Below are 17,988 nucleotides of genomic sequence, written 5' to 3' on the forward strand. Positions count from 1 at the left end.
AAATGAAAAAATATATTCAATTGCTGCTGGCAGCCGGTCTGCTAACCGTTGTTTCGGGCTGTAATGATGAGTTCCTGGACCGTGTTCCGCAAACGGAAATTTCAAAAGATAAATATTTTAACAGCGAGCAGGACCTCGAAACCTACATACTGGGCCTGTACGATTTCGGCGGAACTGGTATTTACGTCGATGATGCTTCTACCGACAATGCCGCCACCACCGGCGCAACAGAGATCAAGAGCATTATGGTAGGAAACCCTTCATCGGCCACGGTCAATGCAGGTTGGGACTGGACAGCATTACGCAACATAAATTTTTTCCTGGATAATTTCCGCAAAGCGCCGATCAGTGAGGAGGCGCTCAACCATTACGAGGGTCTCGCGCGGTTTTTCCGTGCCAGGTTTTATATGGAAAAAGTGAAGCGTTACTCCAATGTGCCCTGGTATGACCATGTGCTTGCGACCAATGACGAAGCGCTTAATAAGCCGCAGGATAACCGGGAATTTGTGATTGGTAAAATATTTGAAGACTATGCGTTTGCCGCGCAGCATGTGCGTGACGACAACCGGTCGGGTGCGGTCAACAATGCGACCGTGCTCACTTACCAGGCCCGACATGCTTTATACGAAGGCACTTTTCGTAAATATCACAGCGAGCTCAACCTGCAAGCCTCCGCAAACGGCTTTCTACAAATTGCCAGGGATGCTGCGAAAAAAGTGATTGACAGCGGTGATTACTCGGTCCATAGCACCGGCAAACCAATGGAAGATTACGCTTCGCTATTCAATAACACTAGTCTGGAAAGCAATGCAGAGGTGATTCTGGGCACATTTAATGAACAGGATAAGATCAATAGCGGCTGGTGGGGCGCATTTATGTTCGGGAATTACGAAGCCAGTCCCGCCCGTGATTTGCTGCAAACGTATTTAATGAAGGACGGAACGCCTTTCACAAGCCAGGCTGGTTATGCTCTAAAGCTTTTCACTGAAGAATTCAAAAACCGAGATCCGCGCCTCTACCAAACATTCGCTTACCCAGGTTGGGAACTGGTGAATGCGACAACTTATTCGCAGGGAGCCGGGATTTATGTACAGCAGTTTGCCAAGAATCAGTCGGGTTATCATCAGCTAAAGGGTTTTGTAAATCAAAAAGATGTCGCAGTTGCCAACAGCCTGGACACACCATTGCTGCGTTATGCCGAAGTGCTGCTTACTTACGCAGAAGCCAAAGCCGAACTGAACGAGCTGACGCAAGCCGATCTGGATTTATCTGTAAATAAAGTCCGTGCCCGTGCCGGGATGCCTAAGCTGACATTGAGTGCCACAGCGGATGCCATGTTGAAATCGCAATATCCGTCCGCAACCAGCAGCACGCTGGGCGCATTGCTTGAAATCCGCCGCGAAAGGCGCGTTGAGCTGGCGATGGAAGGTTTCCGTTATGACGACCTTATGCGCTGGAATGCCGGAAAGCTCATTGAAAAAGAACCCGAAGGACTATACTTCCCCGGACTGGGCAACTACGATCTTACCGGCGATGGCGTCGTGGATGTAAAACTGATCCCCGTATCCTCAGCCATTCCGGCCGAGGCCAACAAAGAATCCAATTCGTTGGGCAAGAAGCTGATCTATTACCGCGTAGGCCCGGTTGGCAGCGATGCATCCTTTTTCCTGAAAAATGGAACCAGCGGCACTATCGTTACCGACCCGGAAAGAGGCACATTCCGCGAACCAAAATATTATTACAGACCCGTGCCAAAGTCACAAGTAACGCTTAACCCGAATTTGAAGCAGTTTTTTGGCTGGGAGTAGTTAATATAGTAGTTAAATTGAGCGTGTGAAAAGTCACCAGCTCTGTCACCCTGAGCGGAGTCGAAGGGGCGTTACTGCCAAGTAGTAACGCCCCTTCGGCTCCGCTCAGGGTGACAGGGGAACTGACAAACCACATTAAAACAAACAAAAACCGAACAACCCATAACCCACAATCCCAATGTCCCATAAACAAGCCATCTCCATAATCCTGATCCTATTCCTCGTCCACCAGACCGCTGCGCAAAACAAGAACAAATCCCTCTTCATCATCGTGGATGGTATTTCATATGAGCAGTTGAAAAAAGTGGCGACGCCTAATCTGGACGCGATTGCGAAAGTGGGAGGGATGACGCGGGCCTATGTGGGGGGTGAGAAAAAGACTTATTCACAAACGCCGACGATTTCGGCGGTAGGTTACAATAGCCTGCTAACCGGCACCTGGGTGAACAAGCATAACGTCTGGGATAACGACATTAAGGCACCCAATTACCATTACTGGACTATTTTCAGGTTTTTCCGTGAATCCTATCCTGCCAAAAAAACCGCCATTTTTTCCACCTGGCTTGACAACCGCACGAAGCTGATCGGGACGGGCTTGCCCGAAACGGGAAAGATGAAGATGGATTACTTTTTCGATGGTTTCGAGCTCGATACCATTAACTTCCCGCACGATAAAGGCGCACAATTTATCAGCAAGATCGACGGGAAAGTTGTGGACGAAGCTGCTGCCAACATCAAAAGTGAAGCGCCGGACCTTTCCTGGGTTTACCTGGAATTCACGGACGATATGGGCCATCGCTATGGCAATAGTCCGCAGTTTTTTGATGCTGTAAAAAGAATGGATGCGCAAATGGGCCAGCTCTGGGAAGCGGTGAACGAAAGAGAGAGCAAGCATGGTGAAAACTGGCAGCTATTTATCACTACGGATCACGGAAGGGGAGAGCCGGCAGGAAAGGACCACGGCGGCCAGTCCGACGCCGAGCGCAGCACCTGGATTGTTACGAATGCTAAAGAACTCAACACTTATTTTACTAAATCTGCACAAAACAAGCAGATTCCGGCTATCGTGGACATTATGCCTACCATGGCACGGCATCTGGATCTGAAAATCCCCAAAGAGCAACGTTTCGAGCTGGACGGCATCCCTTTAACAGGCAAAATATCCATCACCGATCTGGCTTTAAAGAAAGAATCGGACAACATTCTTGTAAGCTGGCTGCCGCAGGAAAAAGATGGCGAGGTGAAGATCTGGCTTGCCGTAACCAACAGATTCGAAACCGGCGGTAGTGACCTTTACATGCTCATGAGACAACTCCCCGTGTCAGAAGGAAAGGCATCATTAGATATCAGCAAATTCCCGAAAGGATTTTACAAGGTGGTTGTCGAAGGCAAATACAATGTGGTTAACCGCTGGATTGTAGAGCAGTAAACCCGAATGTTTCGCCTTTTTTTACGCATTAAACCTTACTTCCCGGTCTCAGAATTTGGTGCATCCACTGGTTTTGATTCCGGGGAGCCTTTCTGGCGAAGGAAAATAGTCAATATTACAATGCTGGCGATAGACAGGAATTCGCTCTGCCAGTTTTGGAATGTTTCAAACCAGAAGGTGGCCTGCAGCAGATAATCACCAATCGAATCTTTTGCCTGCCCGAGTAAAACCTGCTGCTCATTATGGTCCACCCAGCTTCCATACAAGTGCAGCCCCCAACTGATGATAAACAGAATCCCGAACACCAGGGACAGTGAATTTTCATAAAGCTTCAATATAAATCCGCCTCTTCGGACCGGCCAGGGCGCATCCGGTCCCGGCTTAGGCTCACGATCCACTTCTTCCGGCTCATCAAGGGATTTCGATTCAGCGGAACCTTGCTGGCGAAGTCCTACCGTAAGTATTACGTAAAGGGCCATTTGCAAAAACTCACTTTCAAAATTTTCGAATGTTGCAGAAATGAAATGCCCTGTCTGAAGATAGCTGAGGAAGCTGATTGCCGCTGCCTGTTCCTGTTCAAGCTCTGAGTTGTGTTCGTGCCAGCCGGTTACGGCCTGCGCACAGAGCGTTATAATAAATAGAGCCACAAAAAGAAGGCCTAAGCCGTTTCTGTATAAAAATGAATGCTGCTTGTTGGCCTGGCCCATGTGTGTTCGGTATATAAAGGTTAAATTCTTTTCACATTCGTAAAATAGCGGCATATCAAAAAGTTTGCCAGTACTTCTGCAAGTTTTAAATATTGCTTTGGGAAAGCCATCTCAGTGGCACTGTTTTTTACCAAAGCGGTCTTATTAACCAATATAATGCATGCAGTATTTGGAAACCCCTCCCGCCAAAGCCATTTTCCTGGACAAAGATGGGACGCTTGTAAAAGACGTTCCCTATAATGTTGATCCTGCACGAGTAACATTCGAACCGGGAGTTTTTGAAGGCCTTGGTGCGTTGCAGGAAGAGGGATTCAAACTTGTGATCATTTCCAATCAATCCGGGCTTGCCTTACAAAAGTTTTCTCAAAGTCAATTGAACGAGCTGATCGACCATTTCAACTTCATTTTCGAGCAGAACGGGCTTGCACTTTCCGGGTTTTACTATTGCCCGCATGCGCCGTCAGAAGGCAGTGAAACCTGTACATGCCGCAAGCCGCAGCCTGGTTTATTATTTCAAGCAGCAGAAAACTTGAACATTGACCTCGCACAATCCTGGATGATCGGGGACATTCTCAATGATGTAGAGGCGGGTAACCGTGCTGGTTGCCGAAGCATTTTAATCAATAACGGAAATGAAACGGAATGGCTGAAAGGCCCTTTCCGGGAGCCCGATTATACCACCCCTTACTTCCTGGATGCCGCAAGCCACATTATTACAAACAAAAACACCATTGCCCATGCCTGAGCAAACATTTGAAAACATACTTTGCATCCGGGCCGATAATATGGGTGACGTCATCATGACCGCACCCGCCATTCGCGCATTGAAAGAGACATTCGGAAGTCGCATAACCCTGCTCACCTCAAAAGCGGGCTCGCTCATCGGGCCTTATTTGGATTGCATCGATGACCTGATCGTATCCGACCTGCCCTGGGTGCAGAGTGCCGGCAGCAGCAGCGGTGCATTGGCTGCGGGAATTGATGAGTTAAAAAGCAGGAATTTTGATGCAGCTATCATTTTTACCGTTTACAGTCAAAGCGCGCTGCCAGCCGCAATGCTCGTGTATATGGCCGATATCCCTGTGCGCCTGGCTTATGCGCGGGAAAATCCTTATCAACTGCTCACACATTGGCTCCCAGATCCGGAGCCTTATCAGCAAATATCCCATCAGGTTAAGCGTGATCTTGACCTGGTTGCCCAATTGGGAGCCGCTACCGCGGACGACCGCCTTTTACTCGGGATCGAACCTTTGGAGCGGGCTTCCTTATTTCGTAAACTTTCTACTGTGACCAGTTCTTTGGAGCGGCCATACATGATACTGCATCCGGGTGTGTCCGAAGCGAAAAGAGAATACCCGACGGAATATTGGATAGAAGCGGGAAAGCAGATTGCGGAAAAATATGGTTTGCAGATCTTCATAACCGGATCTGGTGCTGAGCAGGAACTGGCCGAAATGATCAGCCTGGGAATCGGGAAACCGGCAGTGTCGGTTGCGGGAATGCTTTCAATAGGGGAATTTGCAGCGCTTATCGGGCAGGCAACCTGCGTCGTTTCCGTTAATACTGCAACAATCCACATAGCAGCGGCAATGCAAACGCCCCAGGTTGTTTTGTATGCTGAAACCAACCCGCAACACACGCCGTGGAAGTCGGATCACAGGATTTTATCATTCTCGGTTCCCGCCCATTTGCAAAGCCGTAACACCGTCATTCAATATGTTTCAAAAAAACTATACACCGAACACATTCCTTATCCCACGCCGGAAATGATTTTATCTGCGCTCGAAACCTTAATCCCTGAAAGTGACATCAGAGTGGGAAACGCTTAACTGGTTATTTCGATCCACCGTTCTCAGAAAAAACTTGCATACAGAATGCAATGTCGATTTCATCAGCTCGTGTTCAATCGGTTTGATCACATAAGCATCCGCGCCGCGCTTGTAACATTGTATAATCTTTTCTTCCGAGTTATCGCTGCTCATTACTACCACAGGAATGTCTTTGAGATGAACGTGCTCCGGCTTGGAAGGCTGTTTGAGCAGCGTAAGAAGCTGCATTCCGCTCATGCCCGGCATATTTAGATCGAGAATGATAAGCCCGGGAAACAGGTGATTATCATGGCGCTGCGATAAAGCATCGAGATGGCGGTACAGGGACCGGCCATCTTCGAAAAACTTTACACGATACGATTTATCAAACTGTTTGAAAATATTATAAAGCAAAAAATGTAAATCCGGGTTATCGTCTACTATAAATAATTCGGTGTCCATACTAATGATTCCCCTGGTTATTGTTTTAATGTATTGCCAAGAAGTATTATGCAAATTCCATTAAAAGTATGCCCGGACTCCTGGATCGCCGGGCTGCATTTTTCAGTTAGGAACAAAACTGTCAGACAAGGTGCGGAATGACATTTTTTCCGAATTTCTCTATAAAAAGCGCTTGTTCCAGATTTACATTGTGCAGGTAAAGGTGCGTAACTCCTGTCGCAATGTCCTGCGAAAGCCATTCCGTGTGCTGGTCGAGGCTGTCCGACACTCTTACTGCCTGCAACATATCTTCCGGCCGGACCATTAAGCCGGTAGAATCAAAACCTGCCGGGGAACGGATGTCGGCAAGAAGGGAGGATGGGAAGACATTGTTCCGCCATTGCTGGTGCGCGCCCAACAATGCTCTTTCAAGGGTAACATCATAGGACAGCTGCACTTTCAGGTAAACAGGCTTTCCTTCTCCGCCTCCCCGGTGAAATGCTTCCACCATCCGGGCCAGCTCCGCGGGCGGCCGCGACGTTGTGATCATGCCATCCGCCCATCCGCCGACCCATTCAGCCGTTTGCTCCGTAATTGCGGCACCGATGACATCAGGCATGTATCCCGGCAACGTATAGAGCTTCGCGTCGTAAACATTAATCAATCCGTTATTTGTAACGGTTTCGCCTGCCCACAAGGCACGCATAATGTCCACAGACTCTTTCAGGCGCTGGTTGCGTTCCATTTTGGAAGGCCACTTTTCGCCATTGATATGTTCATTTAAAAACTGGCCGCTCCCCGTCGCGATCCAGAAACGGCGCGGGAACATTTCGCAAAGGGTAGCCACCGCTTGCGCAATAATGGCAGGATGATAACGCTGCCCGGGTGCATTAACAATCCCAAAACTAAGATTGGTCGCCTGCATTGCAGCTCCCAGCCAGCTCCATGCAAATCCGCTTTCACCCTGGGCTTCGCTCCAGGGGTAAAAATGGTCGGAACTGAGCGCGGTTGTAAATCCTGCGGCCTGCGCCAGCTGCACAAACTCGGTAAGCTGACTGGGTCTGAATTGTTCGTGGGAAGCGTGGTAACCTATCTGGATATCTTTCATGCCGGTCTGTATTTTTGGTTTAATCTTGCATTTTTATCAGTTCGGGAAAGTTGCAATTAAAAATCGTTCCACAACTTTTGGGAGTAAGTCTCTGGCATGGATTTTTTTAACTGGCCCCGCGAAAATTGCATTAAATGTGCCTTCACCGTAACCGCATCGATTCATTCCCGACCATTACCATGACATTAGCCGGAAAAGGCTTAAAACTCGCAGGCCACAGTTCCTACCAGCGACTAACAACGGCTTTGCACAAACTGTTAGGCTCGTCCGACAGCGCCTCGCAAGTCTCATATGGATAAGCAGATCGACGGCATGGAATTGGCATGGTTTGTTTAACATTCAAAATTCAAATCTTAAACTGAGAAACTATGTTTGATGAATTGTTGAATCTGATAAAACAAAACGGACAACAGGCGGTTGTTGAAAATAACGAAGTGCCCAACGAGCACAACGAAGCCGTAATGCAAGAAGCACAAACGTCCATAGTGGACGGTTTGAGTAACAAGGAGCCGGATCAGGTAAATAGTCTGTTCGAATCCGTGCGAAGCGGGCAAGCGGAAAGCAACCCGGCCGTGCAGCAGATGACAAATAATTTTTCCGGTAATATCATGCAGAAGTTTGGTATCAACGGAAGCACAGCAGCATCGATTGCCTCCGCAATCATTCCCGTCGTACTCGCCAAAATGGCCAACAGAGGCGGCCAGGGCGGAGCCGGCGGCTTTGACTTAGGCGGGCTTCTCGGTTCACTCACCGGTGGCAAATTCGGCGGAGGCATGGGCGGAACCACCACATCATCCAGCGGCGGCTTAGGCGGAAACCTAGGCAGCATGGGCGCCAAGCTAGGCCTTGATAAGGATGGAGACGGAGATGTCGATTTAAATGATTTGACTAAGATGTTGAAGTAGGGGATTGAAGCACCTGTCAGCCTGATCGGACTATTCGGTATAATGCTCTGTCAGCCTGAGCGGAGACGAAGGCGCGTTATCCAGGAGTAACGCGCCTTCGTCTCCGCTCAGGCTGACAGAGCTTTTAATTAATAGCTTTTAAAACGCGTATCTCAAACCAAGCTGGATCTGGTAAGGGTTACCATTCAAGCTGGATACACCGGTTCCGCCGCTCATATTGTAGACAAATTGTTGTGTCGTTTTATCGAAGCTTTTGATGGTGTAAAGGTTCTGCTTACCCAGGTTGTTACCAACGCCCCAATCTTTGTTCAAAAGGTTAGCAACATTGAAAATATCAACAGAAGCTTCCAGACCATGACTTTTGTAAATTTTGAACATTTTAGCAAGTCTCAAATCAAATACACCGTAAAAACCATTCACGCCACCGTTGCGTTCTGCGATTTTACCTTTATCCCTGTTGATATAATCCTTAATGCTCTGCTCAGCCTCCGGATTGTTCAGGATAGCCTGCAGTCCTTTACGGATATATTCAGGCGTTTCAGCGCTGTTCGGGTCGTAAACGTATGCCAGGTCATTGGATGATACGAAGTCACCATTCATGTTACCGCCTACTGCTAGATGGTAGCGCGTTCCGCCGATGCCTGAGTAACGCAAGCCAATGGTTACCCCATAAATGCTTGGCGCTGTTGCGTAGAATACGATTTTGTTGCGGAACTGGTTGTTGGCATAAGTCATTTTGCTCAAATCACGTGGATCATCGGTAACCATCAGGTCAAGCGTTGCAGTATTGGCCACGTTTCCGTTGTAAGAGGTGTTGTCTTTTGAATCGTTCCAGGTGTAGGAAGCAGTAATCTGTCCATCTTTGAAGTAACGGTAGGTTCCGTCGATCACCACTGCGTACTGGTTTTTCTTTCCTTCGCTGTTCAGTTCAAGCACACGACCCACCTTTGTGGTTTTACGACCCAGCAGCCAGTTTGTTGCACCATTTTTTTCATTAATGCTTGCAGCCGGCACATACACACCGCGGTTGGCTTCTGCTGTGATGCGGAAAAACGGATCTTCCACCATGTTGCGGTCCACGTACATATAGTTGTTACGAGCCCACGAAGCATATCCGCTTACACCCACGCGCAGACGGTCGCTGAAAAAGTGGTTATAAGAGAAGTTGGTTTTATACACCACCGGAATTTTCGCGTCTTTGCTGTTGGTATTAATCGTTACCAATCTTTCAACGCCGGGAATGTTGAAAAGCTCTGCACCCGGTGCTGTGGAAGGATCTGCGCGGTAACCAGGGAAGTTTGGTTTTGGCATCAGGCGTGCGTCCTGAATGTCCACGGAAGCAACTCTTGTTCCGTCAAACAACATATTGTTGATCATCGAGTAAGGGTTCAAAGCCGAGCCAAAAACACCTGCTCCAAAACGTACGATATCTTTGCTTCTTTCATTGACATCCCAGGTAAACTGCACGCGAGGCTGTAACTGTGTTGTGTTGATTACATTATCCGTGCTTAATCCCAGTTCATCATATACATCCTGGTTGAAATTGGCCTTGTTCAGATACTGCGTATTATCCAGTCGTAAACCTGCCATCATTTCCAATCCTAACGCCAGTTTCGTGTCCATTTGTGCATAAACACCCGTGCTCATAGAATTTACAACATTGCTGGGGTCTTCCAGCAGGTTGATCTCTCTTGCATAACGGTAAGGCGTCATGTTGTTGAAGTTTTCCAGACCTGTGAAGTAAAAACGTCCGTTCATTTCGCTTCCGTAACGCGACTTCATGCGGTTGTACATCAGGTCGAGACCGAAAGTAAAGTTGATCTTTCCCGTGTTATAGTAAAAGTTATCAACCAGCTGAACCACACTTCCTTTGAACCATTCAGGTGAGAAACGCTGGCCACCGATCTGAATAGAAGTGTTGTAATTAGTCGTTCCTGAAGTAGATTGTACGTTTTCTACAATGGCGCGGGGGATACCGTCAGCAGGAAGTTCTGGACTTGGTATAATAGCCTGGTCTTCGTAAAAATGCTGCAGTTTGAGCTCATTGGTCACTTTCGGGTTTAAAATAGTCCGCAAAGACAACATTAGGCTGTTATCGAATTTCTTACGGTCTATATAAGACTCGTATGCATTGATGCCGGAGTTATCACCTTCGGACAAGAGATCATTTTCCCGTACAAAGTTATTGCGTATCGTCAGCAGGTTCTTAGCGTTCAACTGCCAGTCGATCCTTGCAAAGATGGCGTCTGTTCCTTTTGTCTTTCCGAAGGAACCAAACTGAGGACCGTTAGAAACACCATATTTTGATCTGGCGATATCCAGGAAGTTATCCAGTGTTTCCTGTGTCACACGGTTGGCAGCTTCATCAGCGGCAGACTGAATGTTGGCAATGTATAAAGGACGGGAATCAGCCTGGTGATCCCATGCTATGAAGAAATGTGCTTTGTCTTTTTTGATAGCACCACCCAATGAACCTCCGAATTGCAAGGTTGAGAAATCCTGCACCCTTTTGTTTCCTCTCAAATCATAAGGACTGGTAAGCCAGTCATTACGCATAAATGTAAATGCGCTTCCTGAAAGCTTGTTTGTACCCGACTTCGTCACAGTACTGATGGTACCACCACCTGCGCGGCCCATGGTTACGTCGTATTCGTTGGTCACCACTTTAAACTCCCGCACCGCTTCTATCGAAATAGAGTAGGCACCTGAGGTAGATCCTCCGGCGATCGTTCCGCGTGATGTCATACCATCCACCGTAAAGTTGGTAGAAGATTGAAGTTGTCCACCCAAACTGGTTCCGTTGCTTAGCGGCGAAAGGTCAATCAGGGAAGTGAAGTTCCGGCCGTTTACAGGCAATTTGGAAATATCCTTTGCCGTGATCGGCGTGGAAGAACCCAGTGTTACCACCGTGTTCTTAAGTGAATTGGCTTTGATGTCGACAGCTTGCAATTCGTTAGCGCTGCTTTCCATCGCAAAGTTCAGTCTCAGCTGATCGCCCTGGTTGAGTGCGTATCCCGTTTTCTTTTGTTCTCCAAAACCAATAAAAGAAACGGTGATGGAGTAAGGTGAACCAAGCGGTAATTGCTTGATAATGTAGTCGCCATTCATGTCAGTAACCGTTCCGGCCTGAAAACCGGTAGATTCGTTTCTGACCAGTACGGTCGCGCCCGGGATCGGGCCAGCATTCACTTCAGAGACTTTCCCAATGATGGTTGCTTCGTTGCCCTGCGCATAAAGGCCGGCCGAACAGAAGACCATTGCGAACGCCACAATAAGTCCGGTAATTAATCGATTCATTTTTTGGTGAGTTAATTGAGTAATAGTTGTGATTGGATAAAATTCGCCTCGTCAGGGCAGGGAGGTTTAACGCCCGCAAAAGTAGACAGGCAATGTTAAGGCTGTGTTAACGGGCGATTAACCAATAATTAACCTTCTGGTGGTAGGGTGTGGTGGGGAAGGAGCGGTGTGTCACGGAAAGCCTTTGTTTCGTTTATTTCGTTTAGTATCTTTACTGAAATTTACTCACGACATGGAAACTGTATTGAAAAGGCCAACAAAACGGGAACAGCAAATGGCAAGTGAATCGGTAGTGAACTTTACGTCGGCGGTATTCAGGCGCAAGTCGGGTACGGTCATCATTAGTATTCAGGAGAGCGGGGAGTTGTTTACAATTCCGAAAAAAGCACTTGAATTTTTGGCGCATATCCTTTCGATCATGGCCGAGGGAAAGGCCATATCACTAATTCCTTCAGAGTCCGAAGTGAGTACGCAGCAGGCGGCAGATATGCTGAATGTGTCCCGGCCTCACATTGTAAAGTTGCTTGAACAAGGCGTCATGCCATTTAAAAAGGCTGGAAGTCATCGCAGGATCTTATTAGAAGATTTGATGAAATATGCTGATCAGCTGGATAAAACAAGAAAGCAAAACCTGAAATTCCTGGCCGAGCAGGCGCAGGAATTAAATTTAGGTTACGAATGATTCATTCTGCAAGGGTTGTTGCTATCCTCGACGCCTGTGTGCTATACCCGGCACCGATACGTGATTTACTTTTGCACCTGGCAGATTTGGGCTTATACATCCCCAAATGGACTGATGAAATCCATGAAGAGTGGACGCGAAATCTACTGATGAAAAGACCGGATATTCTTCCGAAGCAACTGCAAAGAACTAGGGTTGCTATGCAAGATGCATTTCCTGATGCAAATGTCCGCAACTATAAATCGCTGCAAAATTCCATTGCACTGCCTGATAAAAACGATGCGCACGTTCTCGCGGCTGCAATACGTTGCAATGCTGATGTGATCGTCACTGCTAACTTAAAAGATTTCCCAAATAAGCTTTTACGCCAATACGATCTTGATGCTCAACATCCCGATCTTTTCATCTGCAATCTGATCGAACTCAATCCCGAGGATGCGTTACTGGCATTTGAAAACCAAGTAGGCTATCTTCGAAACCCGCCAATGACGGCGATCGAGGTTCTCGACAAATTCAAAGAACCGGCCTTATTAAAACAAGCCAACTGCTTCGCGAGATGATATCTTAGAACTGATTCGCCCGCTATACCAAAAGTGTCAAAACGCTAATTACCTGGCACCATTCTGCTGCCACTTTCATAATTCCTGTACAATTCCAATACAATATTGTCCTCGTTATTGACGGATGAAATCAATGAATAAGACAAATAAAATTATTATTCTATAATCTCGATAGAGATTAGATATTTAATCCCTTTTTAGTAAATTTGTGCAAGAATTGTGAGCGCCTGGTGCGCTGAACTTAACATTACTCATCTTACTAAAATACAATTCATGGAAACAAGATTTCTATATCTATTAATCCTGACATTTCTCGCGACGGGATCTGTCATTGCCCAGCAAAGGGTCATAAGCGGGATCATCACTGATGCCAATGACGGCTCACCGCTTCCCGGTGCATCGGTGGCGGTAAAAGGAACCTCGTCGGGAACGCTTTCCGATGCAGACGGTGCTTTCAGTTTAAACATCAACGACGATGCGTCCATCCTTGTCGTTTCTTTTATCGGTTACCTGGCCCAGGATGTGGCGATTGGCAATGGCGATAAAATTGCCGTTGCATTGAAAGCCGACACCCGGATCCTGAACGAAGTGGTGGTGACAGCACTCGGAATCTCGCGGGAGAAGCGCGCATTGGGTTATGCCGTGCAGGAAGTAAAGGGCGAGGCACTGCAAACACGACCTACCAATGCATTGAGCGCACTTTCCGGTAAAGTAGCTGGTTTGCAAGTTGTTACCTCAGGTGGTAACATGGGCGGTTCGTCACGTGTGCTTTTGCGCGGGGTGAATTCGATCTCTGGAAATAACCAGCCATTATATGTTATCGACGGAACGCCTATCGACAATGCGGACCTGAACAGCGCGGCTACCAGCTCAGGAAGCGGCGGAAAAGATGTAGGAAACATGATCCAGGACCTTAACCCAGATGATATCGAGAACATTTCGGTGCTGAAAGGGCCTTCGGCGGCGGCACTTTATGGAACCAGGGCCGCGAACGGGGTCATTTTGATCACAACCAAAAAAGGAAAAGAAAACAGCAAGGTTAACATTACGCTGAACACGGGCATCGAGTTTGAGCAGATCGTGCGGTTGCCCAAGCGTCAGAAATTATATGGCGGCGGTTTTTCAAGCACATTTCAGCAGGCGAACATTGGGGGCAAAGACTACAACATTGCAGAATATGCCGTAGACGAAAGCTGGGGGCCGAAGCTGGACGGAACGCCCGTGCTGCATTGGTATAACCTTGATCCTGAAAATTCGGCGGATTACCTGAATCCCCAGCCATGGAGTTATCCCAAGAATGATGTCCACACATTCTTTGAAACGGGTGTTGCCAATACCAACAGCCTTTCAGTAAGCGGCGGGAACGCGAATTCCACTTACAGGCTTTCATACACCAATAAAAATGTAAAAGGAACTGTGCCGAATTCTTCACTGAAAAGAAACTCGATCAATTTTTCGGGATCGACGCAGCTGGGTAAGTTGAAGGTTTACAACAATTTTAATTATATCAAAAACCAGTCGACCGGCCGTCCATGGACGGGTGCTACGAACCGGAACATCATCCTGGAAGCATTTCAATGGGGCGCCGTGCAGGTGGATTATGAAAAGCTGAAAAATTACAAAAGAGCTGACGGAACGCAGATTTTGTGGAACCGCAGCGGCTATCAGAATACGCCTGCCGGAGAAGCAGCCAAGTTTATCGATAACCCTTACTGGTCGGCATACGAAAGTTACCTGGACGAGAACCGCGACCGTTTTTATGGAAACGTGGGCCTTGTTTACGACGTCAACAGCTGGCTGAAAGTGAGCGGAAAAGTGAATGCGGATGTTTACAATTATCAATATCAGGACCGCATCGCGGTTTACTCGCGTACGCAGTCGCAATACCAGGAGTATATCAACAATTTCAGCGAGTTCAACTACGAGTTGCTTGCTTCGGCTAACAAAAGCTGGGGTGATATTTCGTTGAATGTGAACGCCGGAGGAAACATCATGAGCCAGAAACGCCGCGTGAGCGACGCTGTAACACAAGGCGGATTGATCATTCCTGAATATTACAACCTTAAAAATGCAAGCTCTGTTCTGGTGAATTCCAATGCTTACCGCAAGCAGATCAACTCACTTTTTGCCAGTTTCTCGCTAGGTTGGAAAAGTTTGCTTTTTGTAGACGGAACATTGCGTAACGACTGGTCTTCCACCTTGCCGGTTGCCAGAAATTCATTTGCATATCCTTCATTAACAACCAGTTTGATCCTGAGCGAGCTTAACGGAATAGACGATTGGACCTGGCTTGACTTTGCGAAAGTTCGTCTGGGCTGGGCGCAGGTGGGTAATGACACGGACCCATACCAATTGCAGCGTGCCTATGAAGCTTCGCAGTCATTTGACGGATTAGCTTCTTACAAACTGCCTACGCAGCTCAATAACCAGGCTTTGAAACCGGAGATCACCAGCTCCTGGGAAACTGGTCTGAGCGTTCAGGCATTTAAGAACAGGGTAGGATTGGACGTGACTTACTATGATAATGTAAGCCGCAACCAGATCATCAACATTCCCGTTTCTTCGGCGTTCGGGTACGATTCCAAGGTGATTAATGCAGGTAAGATCAACAACAAAGGGGTGGAAGTAACATTAACCGGCACGCCGATCCGGCAGAACGGTTTTGAATGGAATTCGAGCCTGAACTGGTCACGTAACCGCAATAAGGTGATTGCGCTGGCGCCGGGCGTAAACACATTCCAGCTGGCCAACAGCCTGGTAACATTGGTTGCTCGGGAAGGCCAGCCTTACGGGCAGATATTGGGCAATGATTTCATATACGCAGCCGATGGCCAGAAAGTGATCAAGGCGGACGGAACGTACGACCGTGGCCAGCAACTGACGCCGCTGGGAAGTGTTTTGCCAAAATATCTTTTCGGTTTCCAGAACAGCTTTACCTATAAAAACTTCAACCTGGGCTTCCTGGTGGATGGCCGCGTCGGCGGGAAATTCTTCTCACAAACCTATAAAGTAGGTATGTATGCTGGTGTGCTGGACAAAACGGCTGCCAACAATGTGCGTGAAACCGGCGTGGTGCTGGAAGGTGTGAAAGGAACAGTGAAATACAATGCGGACGGCTCCTACGAAGTAACAAACACAACGCAAAACGACACACGCATCACTGCACAAGCCTGGGCGCGTGGCGAATACAGCGGTCCGACGCCCCAGACAATCTTCGATGCAACATTTGTAAAGCTGAGAGAAGTTACATTCGGTTATAGCCTGCCATTGGCCAACAAAACAGTGAAATCAATCTATTTTGGTCTGTATGGCCGCAATCTGGCCAACATTTATACGGCCAGCAAATACATTGATCCTGAATTCACAAGCAGCGGCGGGAACATTCAGGGGCTTGAAGGCGGAAGCATTCCGGTGCCTGCCACTTACGGCTTGAACGTGAATGTGAAGTTTTAATTTAAAGTTTAAAAGAGAAGACCATGCAAAAGTCCATATATCAAAAAAGCCTTATTCCTCTTGCTATTGGTGCGCTCGCATTCCTTGCTTCATGCAGCGACAGCCATTTTGAGGAAATTAACAAAGATCCCAACCGTCCCGGAAATACGACGACGACCACGATACTCCTATCGGCTGAAAAACAGCTTATTGACAACATTCGGAACGAAAACAGCTCCCTGCGCGGCACGCAGCTGTTCGCTCAGTATTACAGTCAGAACATTTACAGTGACCAGTCGCGTTATGACATTCCGCGTTCTTATTCAGATACTTATTGGAGCAATGCTTACAAGGCGCTTAATAACCTGAACGAGATCATTATCCTGAACTCGGACCCGACCAAGAAGGATGTTGCCGCTGCTGGTGTGGCGGGTACGAATGCAAACCAGATCGCTATTGCGCGGATCTTGAAAGCCTATGCCTTTCAAGGCTTGACCGATGTTTTCGGGAATGTTCCTTACCAATCGTATGGCAATCCGGACCCCGAGTTTCAGGCTTTGCAGCAGACGCCCGAGAATCTGAGCCCTGCCTATGCGAGCCAGCAAAAGATCTATCAGGATATTCTGAATGAGTTGAAGGCAGCCGGTGACACTTTGATCAAATACAAAACGGCCAACACATTCGGCAACTATGATGTGATTTACAAAGGCAAAAATGAGTTGTGGGCCAAATTTGCGAATTCGCTCCGACTGCGGATCGCCACCCGGATCAGGACCAAGCTTCCGGCAGAATCAAATATACACTTTGAGGATGCTCTGGCAAAAGGTGTTTTCACATCTAATGCAGACAATGCGGTTTTCAAATACCAGGCACTGGCGCCTAACGAAGCACCGCTCTTCCGCGCAACTGTAACGGCGAACAGAAAGGACTTTGCCGTTTCCCACGTGCTTATTAATGTGCTGAAAGGTGAGCTTGGAACTGTAAAAGTGCAGGATCCCAGATTGCCTATCTACGCTACAAAGAATGCAGCGGGCGAGTATGTAGGCCAACCTTACGGATTGCCGGTTGCAGCAGCAGGCTTACTGACAGCCACAGACGTGAGTCTTCCGGGAGCGGCAGTTAATGCAGCCAATTATGGTGAGGTTTTGCAGGAATATGCGGAAGTTTCTTTCCTGATTTCAGAGTATAAAAACTGGGATCAGCAGGCGTACATCAACGGCGTTACTGCCTCTCTGCAAAAATGGGGCGTTGCTCCGGCGGACATTACGACTTATGTCGCAGCGCTTCCGAAAGCCGACAAGGCCAATGTATTGAACCAAAAATACCTGGCACTTTATACCCAGGGCGATGAAGCGTGGAGTGAGATCCGCCGCACTGGTTACCCTACATTCCTGGTAAAATCCGGCGATGTGGTTTGGCGCAGGACTGCGAATGGCCAGACGACGGATTATAAGTTTCAGCCGCTTTTCGGTGAGGGAGTTCCATTGCGGTTATATTATCCGCCAAAAGAACAAAGCGTGAACCTCGCCAATTACCAGAATGCGGTGAAAGCACAGGGGAACGACGACATTACCACCTTACTTTGGTGGAATAAATAACCACGAATAGGATTAAAAAAACGCAATGGTGGCTTTACAGGGCCGCTATTGCGTCTTTTTTTAACTTTTTTACTAACCTACTAACTCTATATAGTTTATGTTTTATATATTTGTGACCAAACTAATCAAACTCCTTTATGCATTCAGTTATCCTAGGCAAAGGCTCTTATTGTTGGCGGTACATTATTGCATTACAACCAGGAGGTTGCTTTT

Annotated in this window: 14 protein-coding genes; 10 read left to right on the top strand and 4 right to left on the bottom strand. The window is 47.7% G+C overall.

From position 1 onward, the window contains the following. Positions 1–2 precede the first annotated feature (2 nt). Together G395_RS0118240 and G395_RS0118245 are read left to right on the top strand one after the other, a co-directional pair. Positions 3–1,808 (top strand): RagB/SusD family nutrient uptake outer membrane protein, encoded by a 1,806-nt coding sequence (locus tag G395_RS0118240; RefSeq protein WP_026631373.1) that lies wholly within the window; start codon positions 3–5, stop codon positions 1,806–1,808. Between the two features lie 178 nt (positions 1,809–1,986). Beyond that, positions 1,987–3,237, top strand: coding sequence for an alkaline phosphatase family protein (locus G395_RS0118245; RefSeq protein WP_035361712.1), 1,251 nt, complete (start codon positions 1,987–1,989; stop codon positions 3,235–3,237). A 35-nt stretch (positions 3,238–3,272) separates the two neighbouring features. Here G395_RS0118245 and G395_RS0118250 read toward each other — a convergent pair whose 3' ends face one another. Beyond that, positions 3,273–3,944, bottom strand: a complete 672-nt coding sequence (locus G395_RS0118250; protein ID WP_026631375.1) for a DUF6766 family protein — start codon at positions 3,942–3,944, stop codon at positions 3,273–3,275. Between the two features lie 160 nt (positions 3,945–4,104). Between G395_RS0118250 and G395_RS0118255 the strand changes: the two genes are divergently transcribed. Together G395_RS0118255 and G395_RS0118260 are read left to right on the top strand one after the other, a co-directional pair. Continuing rightward, complete coding sequence (locus tag G395_RS0118255) at positions 4,105–4,689, top strand: D-glycero-alpha-D-manno-heptose-1,7-bisphosphate 7-phosphatase (RefSeq protein WP_026631376.1); 585 nt, start codon at positions 4,105–4,107, stop codon at positions 4,687–4,689. Beyond that, positions 4,682–5,773 carry a glycosyltransferase family 9 protein gene (locus G395_RS0118260; protein ID WP_026631377.1) on the top strand — a complete coding sequence of 364 codons (1,092 nt, stop codon included), beginning with the start codon at positions 4,682–4,684 and terminating at the stop codon, positions 5,771–5,773. Before G395_RS0118255 ends, G395_RS0118260 begins: the two co-directional genes overlap by 8 nt. Here G395_RS0118260 and G395_RS0118265 read toward each other — a convergent pair. Together G395_RS0118265 and G395_RS0118270 are read right to left on the bottom strand one after the other, a co-directional pair. Next, a complete protein-coding gene (locus tag G395_RS0118265; protein WP_026631378.1) occupies positions 5,735–6,214 on the bottom strand; it encodes a response regulator in 480 nt (159 codons plus the stop codon). The two genes, G395_RS0118260 and G395_RS0118265, sit on opposite strands and share 39 nt — an antisense overlap. A 121-nt stretch (positions 6,215–6,335) precedes the next feature. Beyond that, entirely contained in the window at positions 6,336–7,301 is a 966-nt protein-coding gene (locus G395_RS0118270) for a TIGR03885 family FMN-dependent LLM class oxidoreductase (protein WP_026631379.1), read from the bottom strand. A 134-nt stretch (positions 7,302–7,435) separates the two neighbouring features. On the opposite strand from G395_RS0118270, the gene G395_RS32160 reads away from it, so the two are divergent. Together G395_RS32160 and G395_RS29725 are read left to right on the top strand one after the other, a co-directional pair. After that, positions 7,436–7,600: a hypothetical protein gene (locus tag G395_RS32160; RefSeq protein WP_157486735.1), complete on the top strand. Its 165-nt coding sequence runs from the start codon at positions 7,436–7,438 to the stop codon at positions 7,598–7,600. A gap of 69 nt (positions 7,601–7,669) precedes the next feature. Beyond that, positions 7,670–8,206, top strand: coding sequence for a hypothetical protein (locus G395_RS29725; RefSeq protein ID WP_051350242.1), 537 nt, complete (start codon positions 7,670–7,672; stop codon positions 8,204–8,206). 138 nt (positions 8,207–8,344) lie between these two features. On the opposite strand, the gene G395_RS0118280 is transcribed toward G395_RS29725, so the two are convergent. Continuing rightward, positions 8,345–11,503: a TonB-dependent receptor gene (locus G395_RS0118280; protein WP_026631380.1), complete on the bottom strand. Its 3,159-nt coding sequence runs from the start codon at positions 11,501–11,503 to the stop codon at positions 8,345–8,347. Between the two features lie 274 nt (positions 11,504–11,777). On the opposite strand from G395_RS0118280, the gene G395_RS0118285 reads away from it, so the two are divergent. The 4 genes from G395_RS0118285 to G395_RS0118300 all read left to right on the top strand — a co-directional run bounded on the left by G395_RS0118285 (position 11,778) and on the right by G395_RS0118300 (position 17,775). Then, positions 11,778–12,185, top strand: a complete 408-nt coding sequence (locus G395_RS0118285; protein WP_229204213.1) for an excisionase family DNA-binding protein — start codon at positions 11,778–11,780, stop codon at positions 12,183–12,185. Further along, positions 12,182–12,745 carry a VapC50 family PIN domain-containing toxin gene (locus G395_RS29730; RefSeq protein WP_157486736.1) on the top strand — a complete coding sequence of 188 codons (564 nt, stop codon included), beginning with the start codon at positions 12,182–12,184 and terminating at the stop codon, positions 12,743–12,745. The genes G395_RS0118285 and G395_RS29730 overlap by 4 nt, the downstream gene beginning before the upstream one ends. A gap of 273 nt (positions 12,746–13,018) precedes the next feature. Further along, the gene (locus G395_RS0118295) at positions 13,019–16,198 is read left to right on the top strand and encodes a SusC/RagA family TonB-linked outer membrane protein (RefSeq protein WP_026631382.1); all 3,180 of its coding nucleotides are present in this window, start codon (positions 13,019–13,021) and stop codon (positions 16,196–16,198) included. 23 nt (positions 16,199–16,221) lie between these two features. Further along, positions 16,222–17,775 carry a SusD/RagB family nutrient-binding outer membrane lipoprotein gene (locus G395_RS0118300; RefSeq protein WP_035361715.1) on the top strand — a complete coding sequence of 518 codons (1,554 nt, stop codon included), beginning with the start codon at positions 16,222–16,224 and terminating at the stop codon, positions 17,773–17,775. Positions 17,776–17,988 lie beyond the last annotated feature (213 nt).

Source organism: Dyadobacter alkalitolerans DSM 23607 (assembly GCF_000428845.1).
Lineage (GTDB): Bacteria > Bacteroidota > Bacteroidia > Cytophagales > Spirosomataceae > Dyadobacter > Dyadobacter alkalitolerans.

Coding starts and splice junctions, on each gene's coding strand:
- G395_RS0118300 (WP_035361715.1), top strand. CDS start 16,222: ATGCAAAAGTCCATATATCAAAAAAGCCTTATTCCTCTTGCTATTGGT.
- G395_RS0118285 (WP_229204213.1), top strand. CDS start 11,778: ATGGCAAGTGAATCGGTAGTGAACTTTACGTCGGCGGTATTCAGGCGC.
- G395_RS0118265 (WP_026631378.1), bottom strand. CDS start 6,214: ATGGACACCGAATTATTTATAGTAGACGATAACCCGGATTTACATTTT.
- G395_RS0118245 (WP_035361712.1), top strand. CDS start 1,987: ATGTCCCATAAACAAGCCATCTCCATAATCCTGATCCTATTCCTCGTC.
- G395_RS0118260 (WP_026631377.1), top strand. CDS start 4,682: ATGCCTGAGCAAACATTTGAAAACATACTTTGCATCCGGGCCGATAAT.
- G395_RS32160 (WP_157486735.1), top strand. CDS start 7,436: ATGTGCCTTCACCGTAACCGCATCGATTCATTCCCGACCATTACCATG.
- G395_RS0118255 (WP_026631376.1), top strand. CDS start 4,105: ATGCAGTATTTGGAAACCCCTCCCGCCAAAGCCATTTTCCTGGACAAA.
- G395_RS29725 (WP_051350242.1), top strand. CDS start 7,670: ATGTTTGATGAATTGTTGAATCTGATAAAACAAAACGGACAACAGGCG.
- G395_RS0118240 (WP_026631373.1), top strand. CDS start 3: ATGAAAAAATATATTCAATTGCTGCTGGCAGCCGGTCTGCTAACCGTT.
- G395_RS29730 (WP_157486736.1), top strand. CDS start 12,182: ATGATTCATTCTGCAAGGGTTGTTGCTATCCTCGACGCCTGTGTGCTA.
- G395_RS0118295 (WP_026631382.1), top strand. CDS start 13,019: ATGGAAACAAGATTTCTATATCTATTAATCCTGACATTTCTCGCGACG.
- G395_RS0118280 (WP_026631380.1), bottom strand. CDS start 11,503: ATGAATCGATTAATTACCGGACTTATTGTGGCGTTCGCAATGGTCTTC.
- G395_RS0118270 (WP_026631379.1), bottom strand. CDS start 7,301: ATGAAAGATATCCAGATAGGTTACCACGCTTCCCACGAACAATTCAGA.
- G395_RS0118250 (WP_026631375.1), bottom strand. CDS start 3,944: ATGGGCCAGGCCAACAAGCAGCATTCATTTTTATACAGAAACGGCTTA.